At 70.4% G+C, this 16,019-nt stretch carries 17 protein-coding genes and 1 pseudogene; 8 read left to right on the forward strand and 10 right to left on the reverse strand.

Going from position 1 to position 16,019, the window contains the following annotated elements:
• Nucleotides 1–30: 30 nt before the first annotated feature.
• Genes purM through LQV45_RS07050 form a run of 3 tightly spaced genes read left to right on the forward strand, consistent with a single transcriptional unit; the run spans nucleotide 31 to nucleotide 3,868 of the window.
• A complete protein-coding gene (gene purM, locus LQV45_RS07040; protein WP_230006383.1) occupies nucleotides 31–1,173 on the forward strand; it encodes a phosphoribosylformylglycinamidine cyclo-ligase in 1,143 nt (380 codons plus the stop codon).
• Between the two features lie 5 nt (nucleotides 1,174–1,178).
• Nucleotides 1,179–2,654 carry an amidophosphoribosyltransferase gene (gene purF / locus LQV45_RS07045; RefSeq protein WP_230006384.1) on the forward strand — a complete coding sequence of 492 codons (1,476 nt, stop codon included), beginning with the start codon at nucleotides 1,179–1,181 and terminating at the stop codon, nucleotides 2,652–2,654.
• Complete coding sequence (locus LQV45_RS07050) at nucleotides 2,651–3,868, forward strand: MFS transporter (RefSeq protein WP_230006385.1); 1,218 nt, start codon at nucleotides 2,651–2,653, stop codon at nucleotides 3,866–3,868. Before purF ends, LQV45_RS07050 begins: the two co-directional genes overlap by 4 nt.
• 7 nt (nucleotides 3,869–3,875) lie before the next feature.
• On the opposite strand, the gene LQV45_RS07055 is transcribed toward LQV45_RS07050, so the two are convergent.
• Nucleotides 3,876–4,058: a DUF3073 domain-containing protein gene (locus tag LQV45_RS07055; RefSeq protein ID WP_138174971.1), complete on the reverse strand. Its 183-nt coding sequence runs from the start codon at nucleotides 4,056–4,058 to the stop codon at nucleotides 3,876–3,878.
• Nucleotides 4,059–4,224: 166 nt separating this feature from the next.
• Here LQV45_RS07055 and LQV45_RS07060 point away from each other — a divergent pair, with 166 nt between their 5' ends.
• Nucleotides 4,225–4,740 carry a universal stress protein gene (locus tag LQV45_RS07060; RefSeq protein WP_230006386.1) on the forward strand — a complete coding sequence of 172 codons (516 nt, stop codon included), beginning with the start codon at nucleotides 4,225–4,227 and terminating at the stop codon, nucleotides 4,738–4,740.
• A gap of 3 nt (nucleotides 4,741–4,743) precedes the next feature.
• Here the strand turns inward: LQV45_RS07060 and LQV45_RS07065 are convergent, their stop codons facing one another.
• The 3 genes from LQV45_RS07065 to LQV45_RS07075 form a co-directional block, all read right to left on the reverse strand.
• A complete protein-coding gene (locus tag LQV45_RS07065; RefSeq protein ID WP_230006387.1) occupies nucleotides 4,744–5,349 on the reverse strand; it encodes a PadR family transcriptional regulator in 606 nt (201 codons plus the stop codon).
• A complete protein-coding gene (locus LQV45_RS07070) occupies nucleotides 5,349–6,200 on the reverse strand; it encodes a DUF4097 family beta strand repeat-containing protein (RefSeq protein WP_230006396.1) in 852 nt (283 codons plus the stop codon). The genes LQV45_RS07065 and LQV45_RS07070 overlap by 1 nt, the downstream gene beginning before the upstream one ends.
• A gap of 344 nt (nucleotides 6,201–6,544) precedes the next feature.
• Nucleotides 6,545–6,709: a hypothetical protein gene (locus LQV45_RS07075; protein WP_171024277.1), complete on the reverse strand. Its 165-nt coding sequence runs from the start codon at nucleotides 6,707–6,709 to the stop codon at nucleotides 6,545–6,547.
• A gap of 211 nt (nucleotides 6,710–6,920) precedes the next feature.
• Between LQV45_RS07075 and LQV45_RS07080 the strand changes: the two genes are divergently transcribed.
• Nucleotides 6,921–7,190, forward strand: coding sequence for a Rho termination factor N-terminal domain-containing protein (locus tag LQV45_RS07080; RefSeq protein ID WP_230006388.1), 270 nt, complete (start codon nucleotides 6,921–6,923; stop codon nucleotides 7,188–7,190).
• A gap of 45 nt (nucleotides 7,191–7,235) precedes the next feature.
• On the opposite strand, the gene LQV45_RS07085 is transcribed toward LQV45_RS07080, so the two are convergent.
• Genes LQV45_RS07085 through LQV45_RS07095 form a run of 3 tightly spaced genes read right to left on the reverse strand, consistent with a single transcriptional unit; the run spans nucleotide 7,236 to nucleotide 9,339 of the window.
• Nucleotides 7,236–7,520 (reverse strand): metal-sensitive transcriptional regulator, encoded by a 285-nt coding sequence (locus LQV45_RS07085; protein ID WP_230006389.1) that lies wholly within the window; start codon nucleotides 7,518–7,520, stop codon nucleotides 7,236–7,238.
• Nucleotides 7,517–9,175, reverse strand: a complete 1,659-nt coding sequence (locus LQV45_RS07090) for an FAD-dependent oxidoreductase (RefSeq protein WP_290370217.1) — start codon at nucleotides 9,173–9,175, stop codon at nucleotides 7,517–7,519. The genes LQV45_RS07085 and LQV45_RS07090 overlap by 4 nt, the downstream gene beginning before the upstream one ends.
• A 2-nt stretch (nucleotides 9,176–9,177) precedes the next feature.
• The gene (locus tag LQV45_RS07095; protein ID WP_230006390.1) at nucleotides 9,178–9,339 is read right to left on the reverse strand and encodes a hypothetical protein; all 162 of its coding nucleotides are present in this window, start codon (nucleotides 9,337–9,339) and stop codon (nucleotides 9,178–9,180) included.
• A 98-nt stretch (nucleotides 9,340–9,437) separates the two neighbouring features.
• Between LQV45_RS07095 and LQV45_RS07100 the strand changes: the two genes are divergently transcribed.
• The 3 genes from LQV45_RS07100 to LQV45_RS07110 all read left to right on the forward strand — a co-directional run bounded on the left by LQV45_RS07100 (nucleotide 9,438) and on the right by LQV45_RS07110 (nucleotide 13,459).
• Complete coding sequence (locus tag LQV45_RS07100; protein ID WP_230006391.1) at nucleotides 9,438–9,806, forward strand: CrcB family protein; 369 nt, start codon at nucleotides 9,438–9,440, stop codon at nucleotides 9,804–9,806.
• Nucleotides 9,803–10,168 carry a fluoride efflux transporter CrcB gene (gene crcB / locus LQV45_RS07105; RefSeq protein ID WP_230006392.1) on the forward strand — a complete coding sequence of 122 codons (366 nt, stop codon included), beginning with the start codon at nucleotides 9,803–9,805 and terminating at the stop codon, nucleotides 10,166–10,168. Before LQV45_RS07100 ends, crcB begins: the two co-directional genes overlap by 4 nt.
• A 105-nt stretch (nucleotides 10,169–10,273) precedes the next feature.
• Nucleotides 10,274–13,459 (forward strand): efflux RND transporter permease subunit, encoded by a 3,186-nt coding sequence (locus LQV45_RS07110; RefSeq protein WP_230006393.1) that lies wholly within the window; start codon nucleotides 10,274–10,276, stop codon nucleotides 13,457–13,459.
• Nucleotides 13,460–13,751: 292 nt separating this feature from the next.
• Here the strand turns inward: LQV45_RS07110 and LQV45_RS07115 are convergent.
• From LQV45_RS07115 to LQV45_RS07125, 3 genes and pseudogenes are all read right to left on the reverse strand, one after another.
• Nucleotides 13,752–14,399: pseudogene (locus LQV45_RS07115) on the reverse strand (DUF998 domain-containing protein); the annotation flags it as partial.
• A 164-nt stretch (nucleotides 14,400–14,563) separates the two neighbouring features.
• Nucleotides 14,564–15,469, reverse strand: a complete 906-nt coding sequence (locus LQV45_RS07120) for an aldose 1-epimerase family protein (protein WP_230006394.1) — start codon at nucleotides 15,467–15,469, stop codon at nucleotides 14,564–14,566.
• On the reverse strand, nucleotides 15,466–16,019 hold a 554-nt coding region (locus LQV45_RS07125), incomplete at its 5' end, for an antibiotic biosynthesis monooxygenase (RefSeq protein ID WP_230006395.1). The genes LQV45_RS07125 and LQV45_RS07120, both read right to left, overlap by 4 nt.

The raw sequence follows: 16,019 nt of genomic DNA on the forward strand, positions 1-16,019 counted from the left end.
GGGCCCGGGTCATGCGGGTAGTCTGTTGCGGTGGCCTCTGCTCCCCACGAAAACCCCTATTCCGCTGCCGGCGTCGATACTGCCGCGGGTGACCTCGCCGTCGAGTTGATGAAGTCGGCCGTGCGGCGCACGCACGGTCCCGAGGTGCTGGGCGGTGTGGGCGGCTTCGCCGGCCTGTTCGACGCCTCCGCGCTGCGCGACTACGCCCGCCCGCTGCTGGCGACCAGCACCGACGGCGTCGGCACCAAGGTGGCGATCGCCCAGGCGATCGACAAGCACGACACGATCGGCGAAGACCTCGTCGGCATGGTCGTCGACGACATCGTCGTGGTGGGCGCGCGGCCCCTGTTCATGACGGACTACATCGCGTGCGGCAAGGTCGTGCCCGAGCGCATCGCCGACATCGTCGCGGGGATCGCGCGCGGTTGCGCGATGACGGGGACGGCCCTCGTCGGTGGCGAGACCGCCGAGCACCCGGGCCTGCTCGGCGTCGACGACTACGACGTCGCGGGCGCGGCGACGGGCGTCGTCGAGGCCGACCGCGTGCTGGGCGCCGAGCGCGTGCGCGGCGGCGACGTGGTGCTGGCTCTGGCCTCGAGCGGGCTGCACTCCAACGGCTACTCGCTCGTCCGGCACATCGTCGCCGGCCGTGGCATCACCTACGGCGCGGTGTCGGCCGAGCTCGGCGGCACATGGGGAGAAGCGCTGCTCGAGCCCACCCGCCTGTATACCTCGCCCCTGCTGCGTCTGCTCGACGACGCGGCGGTGGGCCCCGGCATCCATTCGCTCAGCCACGTCACGGGCGGAGGGATCGCGGCCAACCTCGCGCGCGTCCTGCCGCAGCACACGTGGGTCGACGTGGACCGCTCGACGTGGAGCCCCTCGCCGGTGTTCCGGGTGCTCGCCGACCTGGGCGGCCTCGACCTCACCGCGACCGAGGGCACGTGGAACCTCGGCATCGGCTTCCTCGCCGTCGTCGCGCCCGAGATCGCGGATGCCGCGACCGCGGCGCTGCAGGCCGACGGCATCGACACGTGGCAGGTCGGTACGGTGCGCGAGGACGCGCGCCCGGTCGGACATTTCGAACAGGGCGCGAAGGGCGTCGACGGGGGCGCCGTGCGCCTGGTCGGAACCTACGCGGATGCCGGATCCCCGGCGAACGGAGCCATCTAACTCCCATGTGCGGCATCGTCGGCATGGCCGGGCAGGGCCCGGTCAACCAGGAGATCTACGACGCGCTCCTGCTCCTCCAGCACCGCGGCCAGGACTCCACGGGCATGGCCACCGCCGAGTCCAGCGGCGTCTTCCACATCCACAAGGCGCGCGGGCAGGTGCGCGAGGCGTTCCGCACTCGCGACATGCGCGCGCTGCTCGGCGACATCGGCCTCGGGCACGTGCGCTACGCCACGAAAGGCACCGCTTCGAGCGAAGAAGAGGCGCAGCCCTTCTACGTCAACGCCCCCTACGGCATCGTGCTGGTGCACAACGGCAACCTGACGAACACGCGTGAGCTGACCAGCGACCTGTTCCACAACGACCGCCGGCACCTGAACACCAGCTCCGACACCGAGCTCCTGGTGAACATCCTCGGTTCCGAGCTGCAGTCCGAGATCTCCGGCCCTGACCTCGACCCCGACCAGGTGTTCCGCGCCGTCACCCGCGTGCACGAGCGCGTGGAGGGGTCGTACGCCTCGATCGCCCTCATCGCCGGCTACGGTCTGCTGGCGTTCCGCGACCCGTTCGGCATCCGTCCCCTCATCCTCGGCAAGCGCCCCGCGCCCGAGGTGCCCGGCGGTGGCGAGCGCGACGAGTGGATCGTGGCATCCGAATCGCTCGTGCTCGAGAACGCCGGCTTCGAGGTCGTGCGCGACATCGAGCCCGGCGAGGCGGTCTTCGTCACGCTCGACGGCACGCTGCACTCCCAGCAGTGCGCGAAGAACCCCACGCTCGCCCCGTGCTCGTTCGAGTACGTCTACCTCGCCCGCCCGGACTCCGTGATGAACGGCATCTCGGTGTACGAGGCGCGTCTGCGCATGGGCGAGCGCCTGGCCGACACGATCGCGAAGTACACCCCGCACGGGTCGATCGACGTCGTCATGCCGATCCCGGACTCCTCGCGTCCCGCGGCGATGCAGGTGGCCCGCAAACTCGGCCTCGAGTACCGCGAGGGCTTCTACAAGAACCGCTACGTCGGCCGGACGTTCATCATGCCGGGCCAGGCGGTGCGCAAGAAGAGCGTGCGCCAGAAGCTCAACGCGATGTCGACCGAGTTCCAGGGCAAGAACGTCCTGCTCATCGACGACTCCATCGTGCGCGGCACCACGAGCCGCGAGATCATCCAGATGGCACGGGATGCCGGTGCGAAGAGCGTCACGTTCGCTTCGGCGGCTCCGCCGGTCCGGTATCCGCACGTGTACGGCATCAACATGCCCTCGCGGCAGGAACTGGTCGCCCACGGCCGCACGATCCCGCAGATCGCCGAAGAGCTCGGTTGCGACTACCTGGTGTATCAGGAGGTCGACGACCTCAAGGCCGCGATCATGGAGGGCACCGACCTGGTCGACCTCGACATGAGCTGCTTCGACGGCCGGTACGTCACCGGCACGGTGTCGGACGAGTACCTCGCCTGGGTCGAGGGCAGCCAGGAGTCTTGACCCCGCGCCGCGGGGGGACGGTCGCGCTCGCCGCGGCGGCGATCGTGCTGCTCGCGCTGACGTTGCGGATCGCCGTGGCGTCGCTGTCGCCCTTGCTGACGGTCATCGCGCGCGACTTCCCGCTGCCGGCGGCGGTGGTGGGTCTCATCGGCATGGCACCGCCGGTGGCGTTCGCGCTGTCTGCCGTGGTGACTCCGGCGATCGAGCGTCGTCTGGGGCTGGAGCGACTCGTGCTGATCGCGGCGGTCGCGGCCGCTGCGGCGCTGGGGCTGCGCGCGGTCGCGGTGGACGCCTGGACGTTGCTGGCCGCCACGGCGGGGGTGTTCGCCGCCGTCGGAGTGGCGAACGTGCTGGTTCCGGCGGTGGTGAAGAAGTACTTCCCGGAGCGCGTCGGGCTGATGACCACGGTCTACACGACCACGATGGCGGTGGCGACGTTCACACCGCCGCTCGTGGCGGTGCCGCTGGCCGACGCGGTCGGCTGGCGGGGATCGTTCGCCGTGTGGGCCGTCGTCGCCGTCGCCGCCGTCGTGCCCTGGATCGCGATGAGCGTGCGGGCCCGCGCGGGTCGGGACGACGTTCTCGAGGAGCCGCGCGCGTCGGTGTTGTCGCGCGTGATGCGCGTACCGCAGGCGTGGGCGCTGGTCATCACGTTCGCGGTGAACTCGTCCGTCGCGTACGGGATGTTCGCGTGGCTGCCGACGATCCTCATCGACACCGCCGGTGTGGACGCCGCGACGGCCGGCGGTCTGCTCGCCCTGTTCTCGTTCATGGGCCTGCCGGTATCGCTCGTCATCCCCCTGCTTGTCGCGCGTTGGCGGCGGACGGGCCCGTTCTACGCCCTCGCGGTGGCGGGCGGGCTCGCCGGTATCGCGGGGCTGTTGATCGCTCCGGGCGCGGCGACCGTCCTCTGGGTCGTCCTCATCGGCCTGCCGCCGCTGATGTTCCCGATGGCGCTGGTGCTGTTCGGGCTGCGCACGCGCTCGCACGAGACGGCGGTCGCCGTGAGCGGCTTCGTGCAGAGCGTCGGCTACGCGCTCGCCGCCCTCGTGCCGCTCGCCATCGGCGTGACGCACGAACTCACGGGAGGATGGACTGCCGGTCTGCTCGTGCTCGCCGGTGTCATCGCGCTCGTCGTGCCCGCGGGTGTCGTCGTGGCGCGATCAGAGACGATCGAGGAGGCGTGGGAACGCCGCCACGGTCGAGCATGGTGACGAGAGGCTAGGCCTTCTCGTCCTCGTACTCGTCGGTGTACTGGTCGGCCCACTTGTCGACGTACGCGTCTTCACCCGCTTCGGGTGCGCCAAGCTCACGCTCGAGAGCCGAGTAGTTCACCGAATAGGTGTCGTACTTCAGCTCACGGGCGATCTTGGTGTTCTTCGCCTTCTGACGGCCACGCCCCATGCGAGACCCCCTCACGATCGACGTCGAGGGCCGCGCTGCGGGCCCTGCGTATTGCGGTTCCGGACCGAGCCGGTAAGAGTAACAGCCAGGATATCACGGTGCTTTCCGCCCCCGCCTGTCGCCGGTCGACGCGGGGGCATCACCGCGTGACGAGAGGAACCCCGAAATGGCAGAGAACACCCCGGACCGTACGCGCGTCGGAGCCGTGATCGCGGGTGTCGTGCCGGGTCAGTCCCCCCGCGTCATCCGCGCCGCCGCGCGGCAGGCCGCGCTGGCGGGCACCGAGCTCGTGATCGTCCACGTCGACACGACGCGGTTCGTCGCATTCGAGGACCCCGACGGATACGTCAATCCCTCGACGTTGGACGTCGTCGGCGCGGCGGCGCGTGCGGCCCTGGCCGAGGTGCAGACCGACGCCGAGTCCGCCCTGGACGGCGACCCGGTGCCGTGGTCGGTACGACAGGTGATCGGCGATCCGGCTCTGGCCCTCATCCACCTCGCCGACGAGATCGACGCGTCTCTGCTGGTGGTGGGCACGCGCAAGAGAGGGCTGGGGGAGTCGCTGCGCGAGTTCCTCACCGGCTCGGTGGCCGCGCGACTCACCCATCGGCAGCACCGACCGGTACTGGTGGTTCCGCTGGGTGAGCCGTTGGCCCCCGACGAGGAGCTCGTCTGGGAGTGAGTCTCAGGCGCGCATTGCGCGAGTGACGGCCTCCGACGCCTGTCGAAGCGCCGACTCGATCTCGTCCACACCGGATGCCGCGAGCTCGCCGCCGCGGGCGACGTGCGCGCGCAGTTCGGATCGCGTGCGTCCACGGAACTCCGTGATCGCGGCGTCCGCGCGGTGCAGTTGCTCGCGGCTGCGGACGCGCGGGTCGTCCTGCGGAGTGCTCTTGGCCTGCTCCCGTTCGTCGCGTGACGCGGCGGCCAGGTCGGCGCGAAGGCTGCGCATGGCATCCCGCACGCTCCCGCGCACCTCGTCGGCGATCAGTCGCACGCTGTCGGCGAGACCGGCCTGGATGCCCTCGAGGTCGCCCTCGCGGGCATCGACCTCGGCGCGGCCGGCGTCGGTGATCTCGTAGACGGTCTTGCGCCCGTCGACGGTCTTGGTGACGAGGCCCTCTTCTTCGAGCTTCGCCAAGCGCGGGTAGATCGTGCCGGCCGACGGCGAGTAGGTGCCGCCGGTGCGCTCGGTGAGGGCCTGCATGAGGTCGTACCCGTGGCGGGGCGATTCGGCGAGCAGGCTGAGGATGTACAGCCGCAGGTCGCCGTGCGAGAAGACGGGGGTCATCACCACTCCTCCTCTCCGGCGAGCTCGTCGGGGCGGAGCCCGGAGACCCCGCGACGCAGCACGGTGATCTCTCCCGAGACGGTGTTGGCGCGGACGTCGACGAACGACCCCGCGAGGGTGCCGGTCGATCCGGTGTAGTTGGTCGGGCCCGATCCCGAGCGCACGTGACCGTCGATCTGTACGCGTCCGCTGACCGAGCGTGCGACGTAGTTCGCGGGCAGCTCGCGGTCGAGGCGGATCGTGGCGGTGCCGCTGACGGAGTTGAGGCCGATCGACTGCACCGTTCCGGTGGAGTCGACGAGCATGGCGCCGGACACGGTGTCGATCGAGGCCTTCGTGACGGCTCCGGTGGCGGTGATGTCGCCCGAGACGCTGTTGGCCGTCAGGGCACCCTGCAGCTCGCGCACCTGCACGTCGCCCGAGACGGCGTTGAGGCTGACGTCGCCGACGAGTCCGTCGACCATGATGTCGCCCGAGACGGTGTTGAGCTTGGCATCCGTCCGCAGTCCCGACACCAGCGCGCTGGCGCTGACGACGCCGAGCGTCAGTGCGACGGTGCGCGGCACCGCGACGCTGACTTCGGCCTTCGGGCCGCCGGCGCCGAAGTTGCGGAAGACCTCGAGGAAGTTGTCCCACCGCAGTTGCGGGTGGTCGATCTCGAGGCGGCCGTCGGTCATCTCGATGCGCAGGTCTTTGACCGTGACGCCGTGCACCTCGATGCGGGCGCTCGGCTCATCGTGCGCGATGACGTCGATCTGGCCGCCGACGAGCCCGATCTTCAGTTCGCTCAGTGCGTCCACGTCGATGACGCGCGTCTCGCCCGGGTGGACGATCCATTTCTCCATGACGATCTCCTTACTCACGATATATCGCGTTGTGCCCAGTATCGAGATATATCGTGAGTTCGTCAAGAGGGGGGGCTGTCGAAAACAGGGGATGCGACGGAAACAGGCCCGTTCGCGGGCGATCGGTCTGTTCCGGGTGCATCCCCTGTTCTCGCGACACGGCCCGCGGGGCGGGCACGTGCCGCAGCAGGCGCGTCGCGCGGCGGGCACGTGCCGCAGTGCTGCCCGAAGGACCCCGCCCCGGAGAAACACGGATGCCACGTGCTCGAAGAACACGTGGCATCCGGGGCGGGGCGAACCCGCAGGGATGAGGGCGGCGCGCACCCGAAACGCGCTCGGCCCTCCGGGGGTTAAACCGGCTTGCGGCCGCTGATCAGGCGGAACAGCAGCACGATGAGCGCGATGAGGCCGACGATGATGGCGATCCAGAGCAGGAAGCTGGCGGCCTGGCCGAGCCCGCTGAAGATGGCGATGACGATCGCGGCGACGATGATGATGATCAGGAAGATGTTCATGGGGGACTCCTTGCTGTGACCGCAGAGCGCGGTAAACCGGCGAGTGGTTGACATCTACGCTCTCACTCCCGCCATATCGCGTCAGGGGGTTGACGTTCCTGGAAATCAGCTGTTAGTTCGCGCGGGGGCGCGTTCTCCTCGATGTGTCAAGCCCGCGGAGGGTCCGAAGGCTCCGCCGTAGCGTCGTGGCATCCATCGGAAGGAGCCCGTCATGCCCCAGGGGCGAGGATCGAACAGTCTGAAGGACCCCGAGATGTACGAGCAGCTGCGCGCGCAGGGCGACTCGAAGGAGAAGGCGGCGCGCATCTCGAACGCCGCCGCCGCCCAGGGGCGCGGCAAGGTCGGCGCACGCGGCGGTCATGCCGAAGACTACGAGGACCGCACGGTCGACGAGCTGAAGAAGCGCGCGAAGGAACTCGGCCTCACCGGCTACTCCGGCAAGAAGAAAGCCGAGCTGATCAAGATGCTCCGCATGCACTGACGGTGGCGACGCCGCGACTGGCCGGCCGGTCCGGCGGGAGCGAACTCACGCCAGGGTGAGGAACAGCTTCTCGAGGTCGTCGAGGGAGAGGCGGTCTTCCGTCGACCCCGCGTCGTCGTCGTCGTCGTCCGCGAGGCACGTGCGCATCGCGGTGCTGACGATCGCGAATCCGGCCCGGTCGAGGGCTTTGCTCACGGCCGCGAGCTGCGTCACGACCGCGCGACAGTCGCCGCCGGCCTCGATCGCGTCGATGACCGCCGTCAGCTGGCCGCGTGCGCGCTTGAGGCGATTGGCGGTGCGGCGGATGGTCTCGGCATCGGTGTCGCTCACGGGCGGGTCCCTTCGGTGGCGGTGCGGCCGGCGAGCCAGGTGAGGTAGCCGCCGTCGAGGTTGCGGACGTCGTGGCCGGCCGCGGTGAGCAGACGCGCCGCGGTGTGTCCGCGCTGTCCGACCTGGCAGTGTACGACGAGCGGGCCGTCGGGGAGGGATGTCCGCCCGAGGCGCAGTTCGTCGAGCGGAATCGCGACGCTGCCGGGGATCGCTCCCTCCGCGACCTCGGCGGCCGAACGGACGTCGATCAGCGTCGCCCCCGCTTCCCGTGCGGCCTCGAGCTCGTGCCACTGCAGCGTGCGCGTGAGGCCGGAGTGCACATTGTCGGCGACGTAGCCGAGCTGGTTGATGGCATCCTTCGCCGACCCGAACGGCGGGGCGTAAGCGAGTTCGAGGCGCGCGAGTGCCGATGCACGGACTCCCGTCTGCATCGCCAGTGCGAGGACGTCGATGCGGCGATCGACACCGCGTCCGCCGACGATCTGTGCGCCGAGGATGCGGTCGTCGACCGGGTCCACGAGCAGTTTCACCGCCATGCGCTCGGCGCCGGGGAAGTACCCGGCGTGGTCGGTCGGGTGCGTGTGCAGGACCCGATGCGGCCGACCCTCGGCGCGCAGGCGCGCTTCGCTCGCGCCGACGGCCGCGATCACGAGGTCGAAGACCCGCAGGATGGCCACACCGGTCGCCGGTTCCGCCGGTTCGACAGCGTCGGTGCCGAGGACGATCGCGTCGGCGGCCGAGCGCCCGTGGCGGTTGGCCAAGCCGGCCATCGTGACCAGCGTCGGGGCGCCCGACACGGCGTCGGTCTTCTCGGCCGCGTCGCCGACGGCGAAGGTGTGCGGATCGGAGGTGCGGTGCCAGGCGTCGACGGCGATGCCTCCGGATGGCCCGAGTGCCACCCCGGCCGTGGCGGCGAGGGCGGTGTCGGGCCGGGTTCCCCGCGCGTCGATGACGAGATCAGCCTCGATCGCCGCGCCGGAAGTGAGCTCCACCCCGGTCGGCGTGACCCGCGTGATCTCGTCGGCGAGGTGCAGCCCGACGCCGTTGCGGCGGAGCTCGTCGGCGACGGGCGCCGCCATCTCGGCATCCAAGGGTCGGAAGGGGAGCGCTCCGCGGTGGACGAGCGAGACCTGGATGCCACGGCGGGCCAGGTTCTCCACGGCCTCGAGGCCGATGAATCCGCCGCCGGCGACGACCGCGCGCGTCGCGCCGGCGGAGAGGCTCCCGGCGATGCGGTCCACGTCCTCGATCGTGCGCAGGGTGACGACCGGAACGCCGTCGCCCGCGCCGGTCAGTGGGGCTGCCGGCAGCGACCCGGGCGAGAGGATGAGCGTGTCGTAGTCCAGGGACTCCTCGGCGCCGGTGGCGAGATCGCGCACGCGGACCGTGCGTGCGGCGCGGTCGATGGACACCGCCTCGTGGCGGACCCGGACGTCCAGGGCGAAGCGCGACCGGAGGCTCTCGGGGGTCTGCACGAGCAGGGTCGAGCGCTCCTCGATCTCGCCGCCGACGTAGTACGGCAGTCCGCAGGAGGCGAAGCTCACGTGTGGTCCGCGCTCGATGACGATGATCTCGTGCGCGTCGTCGAGTCGGCGCAGCCGCGTCGCGGCGGACATGCCGCCGGCGACGCCCCCGATGATGAGGGTGCGTGCCACGGTCAGCGTCCGAACAGGCGCGAGAGAAAGCCGCCGGTCTCGGTGCGCTCGTGGCCTGGGCAGCGGTCGGCGCGCGGCACGGCGGACATGACGCTGTCGACGTGCTGGCCGCATCCGGCCCAGGTGGTCTTGCCGCACGTGCGGCAAGTGATGGCTCGGCACATGGTGCTCTCCTTCGGTGTCGTTCGCGAACCCATAATACCCCCGGGGGTATCAAAGAACGACGAAGTGGCCACGCCGGTCTGCGCGTAGGGTGTCGTTCGTGGTGTCGTGGCGCGATCTCGTCTCGGTCGCCGTCGGTGGTGCCCTCGGTACCGCGGTGCGCGCCGGTCTGACCCTCGCGTTCCTGGACGCCCTCGGGCCGGCTCTCGTGCCGATCGTCAACGTCGTCGGAGCGTTCGCGATCGGCATCCTGTTCGGGATCCGCGCGCGGATGCCACGCTCGAGCCGCGCCCAGCGGGCGCAGCTGTTCTTCGGCACCGGCGTGCTCGGCGGGTTCACCACCTACAGTGCGTTGGCGGTGGAGTCCGCTGATCTCGCGTCGCTGTGGTGGGGGGCGGCGACGGTCGTCGTCGGCACCTTCGCGGCGTGGATCGGCGTGCTGATCGGTCGCGGCGGGAGGGTGCGATGACGCCCCTGGTCTTCCTCGCGGTGGTCGTCGCCGGAGGGATCGGCGCGGTCCTCCGCTTCACCCTCGACACCGCCGTGCGCGCGCGGACCGGGGAGCGCTTCCCCTGGGGGATCCTCCTGGTGAACCTCACCGGCGCCCTGATCCTGGGCTTCGCGAGCACGCTTCCGGTCGACGAGGCGTGGCGCTGGATCATCGGCACCGGTCTCCTCGGCGGCTACACGACCTTCAGCGCCGTCGCGGTGACCACCGCGCTCCTGGCCGAAGAGGGCCGCACGCGTGCCGCGCTTTCGTACGCGGTGGTCTCGTTCGTCGGATCCGTGCTCGCGGCGGCCCTCGGTCTCACCCTCGGTCACGCCCTCTGAGCGGCCTCCTGCGCTGATCGCGCATGGAATACTGGGCCTGGATACAGTCCTGTATCGAACGGCTGCCCTCGGCATCCGTCGTCGGTCGACCCGAAGGGCCCCCGCGTGTCGTATCTGGCCGTCCTCAGCCTGCGCAATCGCGCGCTCATCGCCCTCGTCACTATCGTCGCCGCGGTGTTCGGCGGTCTCGCCCTGACGAACCTCAAGCAGGAGCTCATCCCCTCGATCGAGTTCCCGCAGCTCGCGGTCGTCACGACGTACCCGGGCGCCTCGCCCGAGGTCGTCGAAGCCGACGTGTCGACGCGGATCGAGGGCGCGATCCGCGGTGTCGACGGGCTCGAGTCCACCACCGCCACGAGCACCACGAACTCCTCGATCGTGTCCGCATCGTTCACGTACGGCACCGATCTGGCCGCCGCGCAGCAGAAGATCCTCGCCGCGATCGCCCGCATCAAGGACCAATTGCCCGAGTCGGCCGACACGACCGTGGCCTCGGCCAGCATCGACGACTTCCCCGTGATCCAGTTGGCCGTCACCGGCTACTCGGACGCCCAGACGATCCAGGCGACGCTGCAGTCGACCGTCGTCCCCGCGCTCGAGGACGTCGACGGCGTCAATGCCGCCCAGGTGGTCGGCGGCACCGGCCAGCGCGTCACGATCACCCCCGACGCCGGCCGACTCGGCGACCGCGGCTACAGCCAGCAGGCGATCACCGACGCCCTCGACGCCAACGGCATCCTCTTCCCCGGTGGCTCGGTCACCGAGGGGGATCAGACGCTGACGGTGCAGACCGGCGCGAAGCTGACCAGCGTCGACGAGATCGCGGCGCTGCCGCTCGTCCCCACCGACGCGGCGCAGATCGCGGCCGGCACCACCACGATCGGCGACGTCGCGGCCGTCGCGCAGCAGACCGACCCCGTGACGACCCTGTCGCGCGTGAACGGCGAACCGGCGCTCACGATCGCGGTCACCAAGCTGCCCGCCGCCAACACCGTCGACGTCTCGCGCGGCGTCCTGGCCGCGATTCCCGGCCTCGAAGCCTCGCTCGGCGGCGCCACCTTCACGGTCGTGTTCGACCAGGCCCCCTTCGTCGAGCAGTCGATCGAGGCTCTCGCGCAAGAGGGTCTTCTCGGACTCGCGTTCGCGGTCGTGATCATCCTCATCTTCCTGATGTCGGTGCGCTCGACCCTCGTCACCGCGATCTCGATCCCCACGAGCGTGCTCGCCACCTTCATCGGGCTGCAGGCCTTCGGGTACTCCCTCAACGTCCTGACCCTCGGGGCGCTCACGATCGCCATCGGTCGCGTCGTGGACGACTCGATCGTCGTGATCGAGAACATCAAGAGGCACTACGTCGGCGACGCGGACAAGATCCCCACGATCATCCGCGCCGTGCGCGAAGTGGCCGCCGCCATCACGGCATCCACGATCACCTCGGTCGCGGTGTTCCTCCCCATCGCCTTCGTCGGCGATGTCACCGGAGAGCTCTTCCGACCGTTCTCGCTCACCGTCACGATCGCGATGGCCGCCTCGCTGCTGGTCTCGCTCACGATCGTGCCCGTGCTGGCGTCGTGGTTCCTCAAGCCGGGCAAGGTGATCCGGGATGCCGAGGGCAACCCCGTCGATCCGGAGTCGCCGAGCGCCCCGCCCTCGCGCCTGCAGAAGGCGTACGTGCCCGTGCTGAGCTGGACGCTGCGGCACTCGTGGGTCACCCTCGGCCTGGCCGTGCTCGTCCTGGCCGGGACCGTGGCATCCGTTCCCCTGCTCAAGACCGACTTCCTCGGCGACTCGGGCCAGAACACCTTCACCGTGACCCAGAAGATCGGTTCCGCTCCGAGCCTCACCGCCGAGGACGCCGCCGCGCAGCGCGTGGAGACCGTGCTGCGCGACGTGCCGGGCGTCGAGACGGTGCAGACCTCGATCGGCTCCAGTGGCTCGGCCCTGCGTGACGCGTTCTCCGGCGGCGGTTCGGGCATCACGTACTCCATCACCTCCGAGGCCGGTGTCGACCAGGTCGACCTGCGCGAGCGCGTGCGCACCGCCGTGTCCGACATCACCGATGCCGGCGAGATCGAGGTGAGCGCCCAGGGCAGCGGCTTCGGATCCACCGACATCACCGTCGACGTCACCGCGGCCGACGGGCAGGCGCTGCAACAGGCCGCCGACGCGGTGGTCTCGGGACTCCAGGGCCGCGACGGCATCGGCCAGGTCTCCAGCAGCCTGTCGGCCTCGCTGCCGTTCGTTTCGGTGCGGGTCGATCGGGATGCCGCCGCCGAGCGCGGACTGTCGGAGCGCACGGTGGGCGCGCTGGTGTCGGGTGCGATGCAGCCGCGTCAGGCGGGCACGGTCGAGATCGACGGGCGCGGTCTCAGCGTGTACATCGCCTCGGACAACCCGCCCACGACGATCGACACGCTGCGGGCGCTGGAGATCCCGACGGCGCGCGGCGCCGTGCGCCTCGACGAGATCGCGACGGTCGAGACGAGCCAGACGCCCCCGAGCATCACGACCGCGCGGGGCCTGCGCACCGCCACGGTCACCGTCACGCCGACCACGGACGACCTCGGCAGCTCCTCGACGAGTGTGCGCGAGGCTCTCGCCGACGTGTCGCTGCCCGACGGGGCGACCGCAGAACTCGGCGGGGTCGTGACCGATCAGCAGGACGCCTTCAGCCAGCTCGGCCTGGCGCTCCTGGCGGCGATCCTCATCGTGTACGTGGTGATGGTGGCGACCTTCAAGTCGCTGCGGCAGCCTCTCGAGCTGCTCGTCTCGGTGCCGTTCGCGGCCACCGGAGCCATCCTCATGCTGCTGGTGACCGGGGTGCCGCTCGGTGTCGCCGGCATGATCGGCGCCCTGATGCTCGTGGGCATCGTCGTCACGAACGCCATCGTCCTGATCGACCTGGTGAATCAGTACCGCGCGCGGGGGCTCAGCGTGTTCGAGGCCACGATCGTCGGCGGTTCACGGCGACTCCGCCCGATCCTCATGACCGCGCTCGCCGCGATCTTCGCGCTCGTGCCGATGGCGCTGGGCATCACCGGACACGGTGGGTTCATCTCGCAGCCGCTGGCCGTCGTGGTGATCGGCGGGCTCGTGTCGTCGACATTCCTGACGCTGCTCGTGCTGCCGACGCTGTACAACCTCGTCGAGGGAGCGCGGGAGCGGCGGATCGCCCGACGCGCGGCGCGGTCGACGGCCGACGCAGGCGAGGCGGAGCCGACGACGGGCGAGCAGGAGCCGACGACGGACGAGCACCCGCTGAGCCGACGAGAGCTGCGCGAGCGCCACTGACGAGGACCGGCCGGCGCCGCACGACGCAGACACGCGAGCGGCGCGCCGGACGGGTGGCGAGGGCCGCCGTGCCGGACATGACGGTGCGGCGGGTGAGGGCGGTGAGGGGCGCGGCCGGGCGCGAGGCGAAGGCCGCCGCGACGGCGGTGCGGACCCGGGAGGGCACCCGCTCCTGCTGCGTGGCTTCGACGGCGGGCTCCCGACGCGCCGCGGAGCCCGCGAGGCACTGCGTGAAGACGCCCGACCATGCGAACATCGCGCTGAAGGCGATGACCTCGAACAGCGCGAGGTTGATCGTCGCGGTGACGAAGAGCCACGCGCCGGCGAAGAGGAAGACGAAGACGAGCGAGGTCGTCAGCACGAGTCGCTTCGGCAGACGGTGCAGCAGGAACGGCGAGGTGAGCAGCAGCGCCGCGAAGCCGAGCACCATCATCCCGGCGACCTTGTCGTGCAGGTCCTTGTCGGTGTTGAGGGGGACGCACCCGACCAGGGCGAGATTCACGCCGATCACCGTCAGGAACAGCGCCGACGCCGTCGCGGCACCGCGGCGACCGGCCCGGCGTCCGAGGCGGCGCAGATCACGGCGCACCCGCACGGCGAAGACGACGACGAGGGACCCGCCGACCTTGAGCGTGGTGTTGAAGAACGCCGCCGAGAGGTCGCCGAACGTGCCCAGCTGGCTGAAATGCAGCTGCCACCACAGCGGGTCGCTCGTCGTGAGGATCGAGGCGAGGATGCCGCCCACCAGCACGACGAGCACGAGCCCGGCGAGGTGCATGGTGGGGATGTCGTCGACACGACGCAGGACGCGTCGCCCGAGGGCGGGGAAGAAGGCAGAAGGGACGGCGGGACGGACCGCGATGCTCATCTCGGGCACTTTCGTCATGGACGGATCGGGCGTCCCCCCACACCGCGGAACACCCAGCCCCCGTCGGCTCATTCGGGTTTGAGCCGAGGGAACGATGGTCCTCGGTCTCCCCGGCGGCGACGGAATCCGTCAAGGGAATCGTAACTTTCCGAGCGGCCCCATAGGAAAGGTCTTCTCTGCGAATTCCCCAGATCGTAGGGGAATTTCTTGTCCCCCATTTGGGGGACAAGCGCCCCTCAGTCGCGGTACGTGATGCCCCATTCCCGGCGAATCTCGCGGCCCGGTCCCAGCGAAACGAGGTCGATCCCCGTCGCGAAAGCGTTCGCCGGAGCCGTCATGGGCTCGATGGCCACTGCCAGCGGAATCCCGGGATAGCGGTCGGTCGTGAAGACCTGCGCCCACTCGAAGCCGGCGTCCTGCCACAGTTCGACGCGCCGACCGTCGGGGGCGGTGAGCGTGTGGCGCGCCCGGCCCTCGGCATCCCGCTCCAAACCGCGATAGGCGTTGTCGAGGGCCACGTCGCCGAGGCGTCGACCCGCCCGCAGGTCGGTGGCGTCGTCGACGGGCACCTCGTCGACCGGAAGCTTGCGCTCATCGAGCACGAGGGTCGACGTCCCGCTCGAGCGGATGACCAGATCGGCCGTGGGGACCCCGCCGATCTGCAGGTAGGGGTGGATGCCGAGCGCCACCGGCGCGGTCTCGGCACCGACGTTCTCGATGTCGTGGACCACGTGCAGGCCGTCCGCGAGGAGCGTGAAGGTCACGCGCGTGCGCAAGTGGAAGAGGTACCCCGTCTGCGGCACGACGTCGGCCCCGAGCACGACGCGCTCGTCGGAGGTCTCGAGGGCGGTGTACGCCCCGAAGCGCAGCAGCCCGTGACTGGCGTTGCCGAGTGCGGGCTCGCTGATCGAGAGCTGCCGGTCCACTCCGCCGAAGGAGTACTTGCCGTCACGGATGCGATTCGGCCACGGCACGAGAACGACCCCGGATGCCGCGGGCGCGGGCACGTCGTCCGCGTAGCGCGGCACGAGGTCGACGCCGTCGACCGTCAGGGCGCGCAGCGCCGCGCCCACCTGGGCGATCTCGGCGGTGGAGTGCGGGCCGCGGAGGCGGAAGCGGTGGCCGGTGGGGTCGGCGGTCATGACGTGGCCTTTCGAGAGCGGGGCGGGGCTTGCAACCAGGGTCGCAGGACACGCGTCACCCAGGGAAGCACCGCGTAGGTCATCACCGGGGTGAGCAGCAGGGTGGTGGACAGCACGCGCAGTGGTAGCGGGATCTCGGCGAACCCCGGCACGAACCCGAGCAGCCAACTGGCGAGGAGATTGGTCGGGAAGAAGCCCACCCAGATCGTCACGGCCTGCTTCCACCGCGGCGGCGCGGGCGGCACCGGTTGCTGGACCGGCGAGGTCGTGGCATCCGTGGGGGCGAGGACGGAACCGAACGCGGCGTCGAACCATCCCTCGATGCCCGTGCGTCTCTCCACCCGCTCCTCGCGGGCGAAGGGGCGGCCCGAGTCGAGCCACCACTGCCGCTGCGACGACGTCTCCCACTCCTCGAGCGTGGTGATGTCGCGGAAGCGGTACAGCATGTACCAGAGATCGCTGTCTTCGCCCGCGCGCACCCACCCCGAGCCGAGGAAGCCCGGGAAAGCGGTCGCGAGGTCGGTGCCGGCCTGCATCCAGGAGGTCGCTT

Source organism: Microbacterium sp. Bi128, assembly GCF_918698205.1.

Coding starts and splice junctions, on each gene's coding strand:
- purF (WP_230006384.1), top strand. CDS start 1,179: ATGTGCGGCATCGTCGGCATGGCCGGGCAGGGCCCGGTCAACCAGGAG.
- LQV45_RS07055 (WP_138174971.1), bottom strand. CDS start 4,058: ATGGGGCGTGGCCGTCAGAAGGCGAAGAACACCAAGATCGCCCGTGAG.
- LQV45_RS07060 (WP_230006386.1), top strand. CDS start 4,225: ATGGCAGAGAACACCCCGGACCGTACGCGCGTCGGAGCCGTGATCGCG.
- LQV45_RS07065 (WP_230006387.1), bottom strand. CDS start 5,349: ATGACCCCCGTCTTCTCGCACGGCGACCTGCGGCTGTACATCCTCAGC.
- LQV45_RS07075 (WP_171024277.1), bottom strand. CDS start 6,709: ATGAACATCTTCCTGATCATCATCATCGTCGCCGCGATCGTCATCGCC.
- LQV45_RS07080 (WP_230006388.1), top strand. CDS start 6,921: ATGCCCCAGGGGCGAGGATCGAACAGTCTGAAGGACCCCGAGATGTAC.
- LQV45_RS07095 (WP_230006390.1), bottom strand. CDS start 9,339: ATGTGCCGAGCCATCACTTGCCGCACGTGCGGCAAGACCACCTGGGCC.
- crcB (WP_230006392.1), top strand. CDS start 9,803: ATGACGCCCCTGGTCTTCCTCGCGGTGGTCGTCGCCGGAGGGATCGGC.
- LQV45_RS07120 (WP_230006394.1), bottom strand. CDS start 15,469: ATGACCGCCGACCCCACCGGCCACCGCTTCCGCCTCCGCGGCCCGCAC.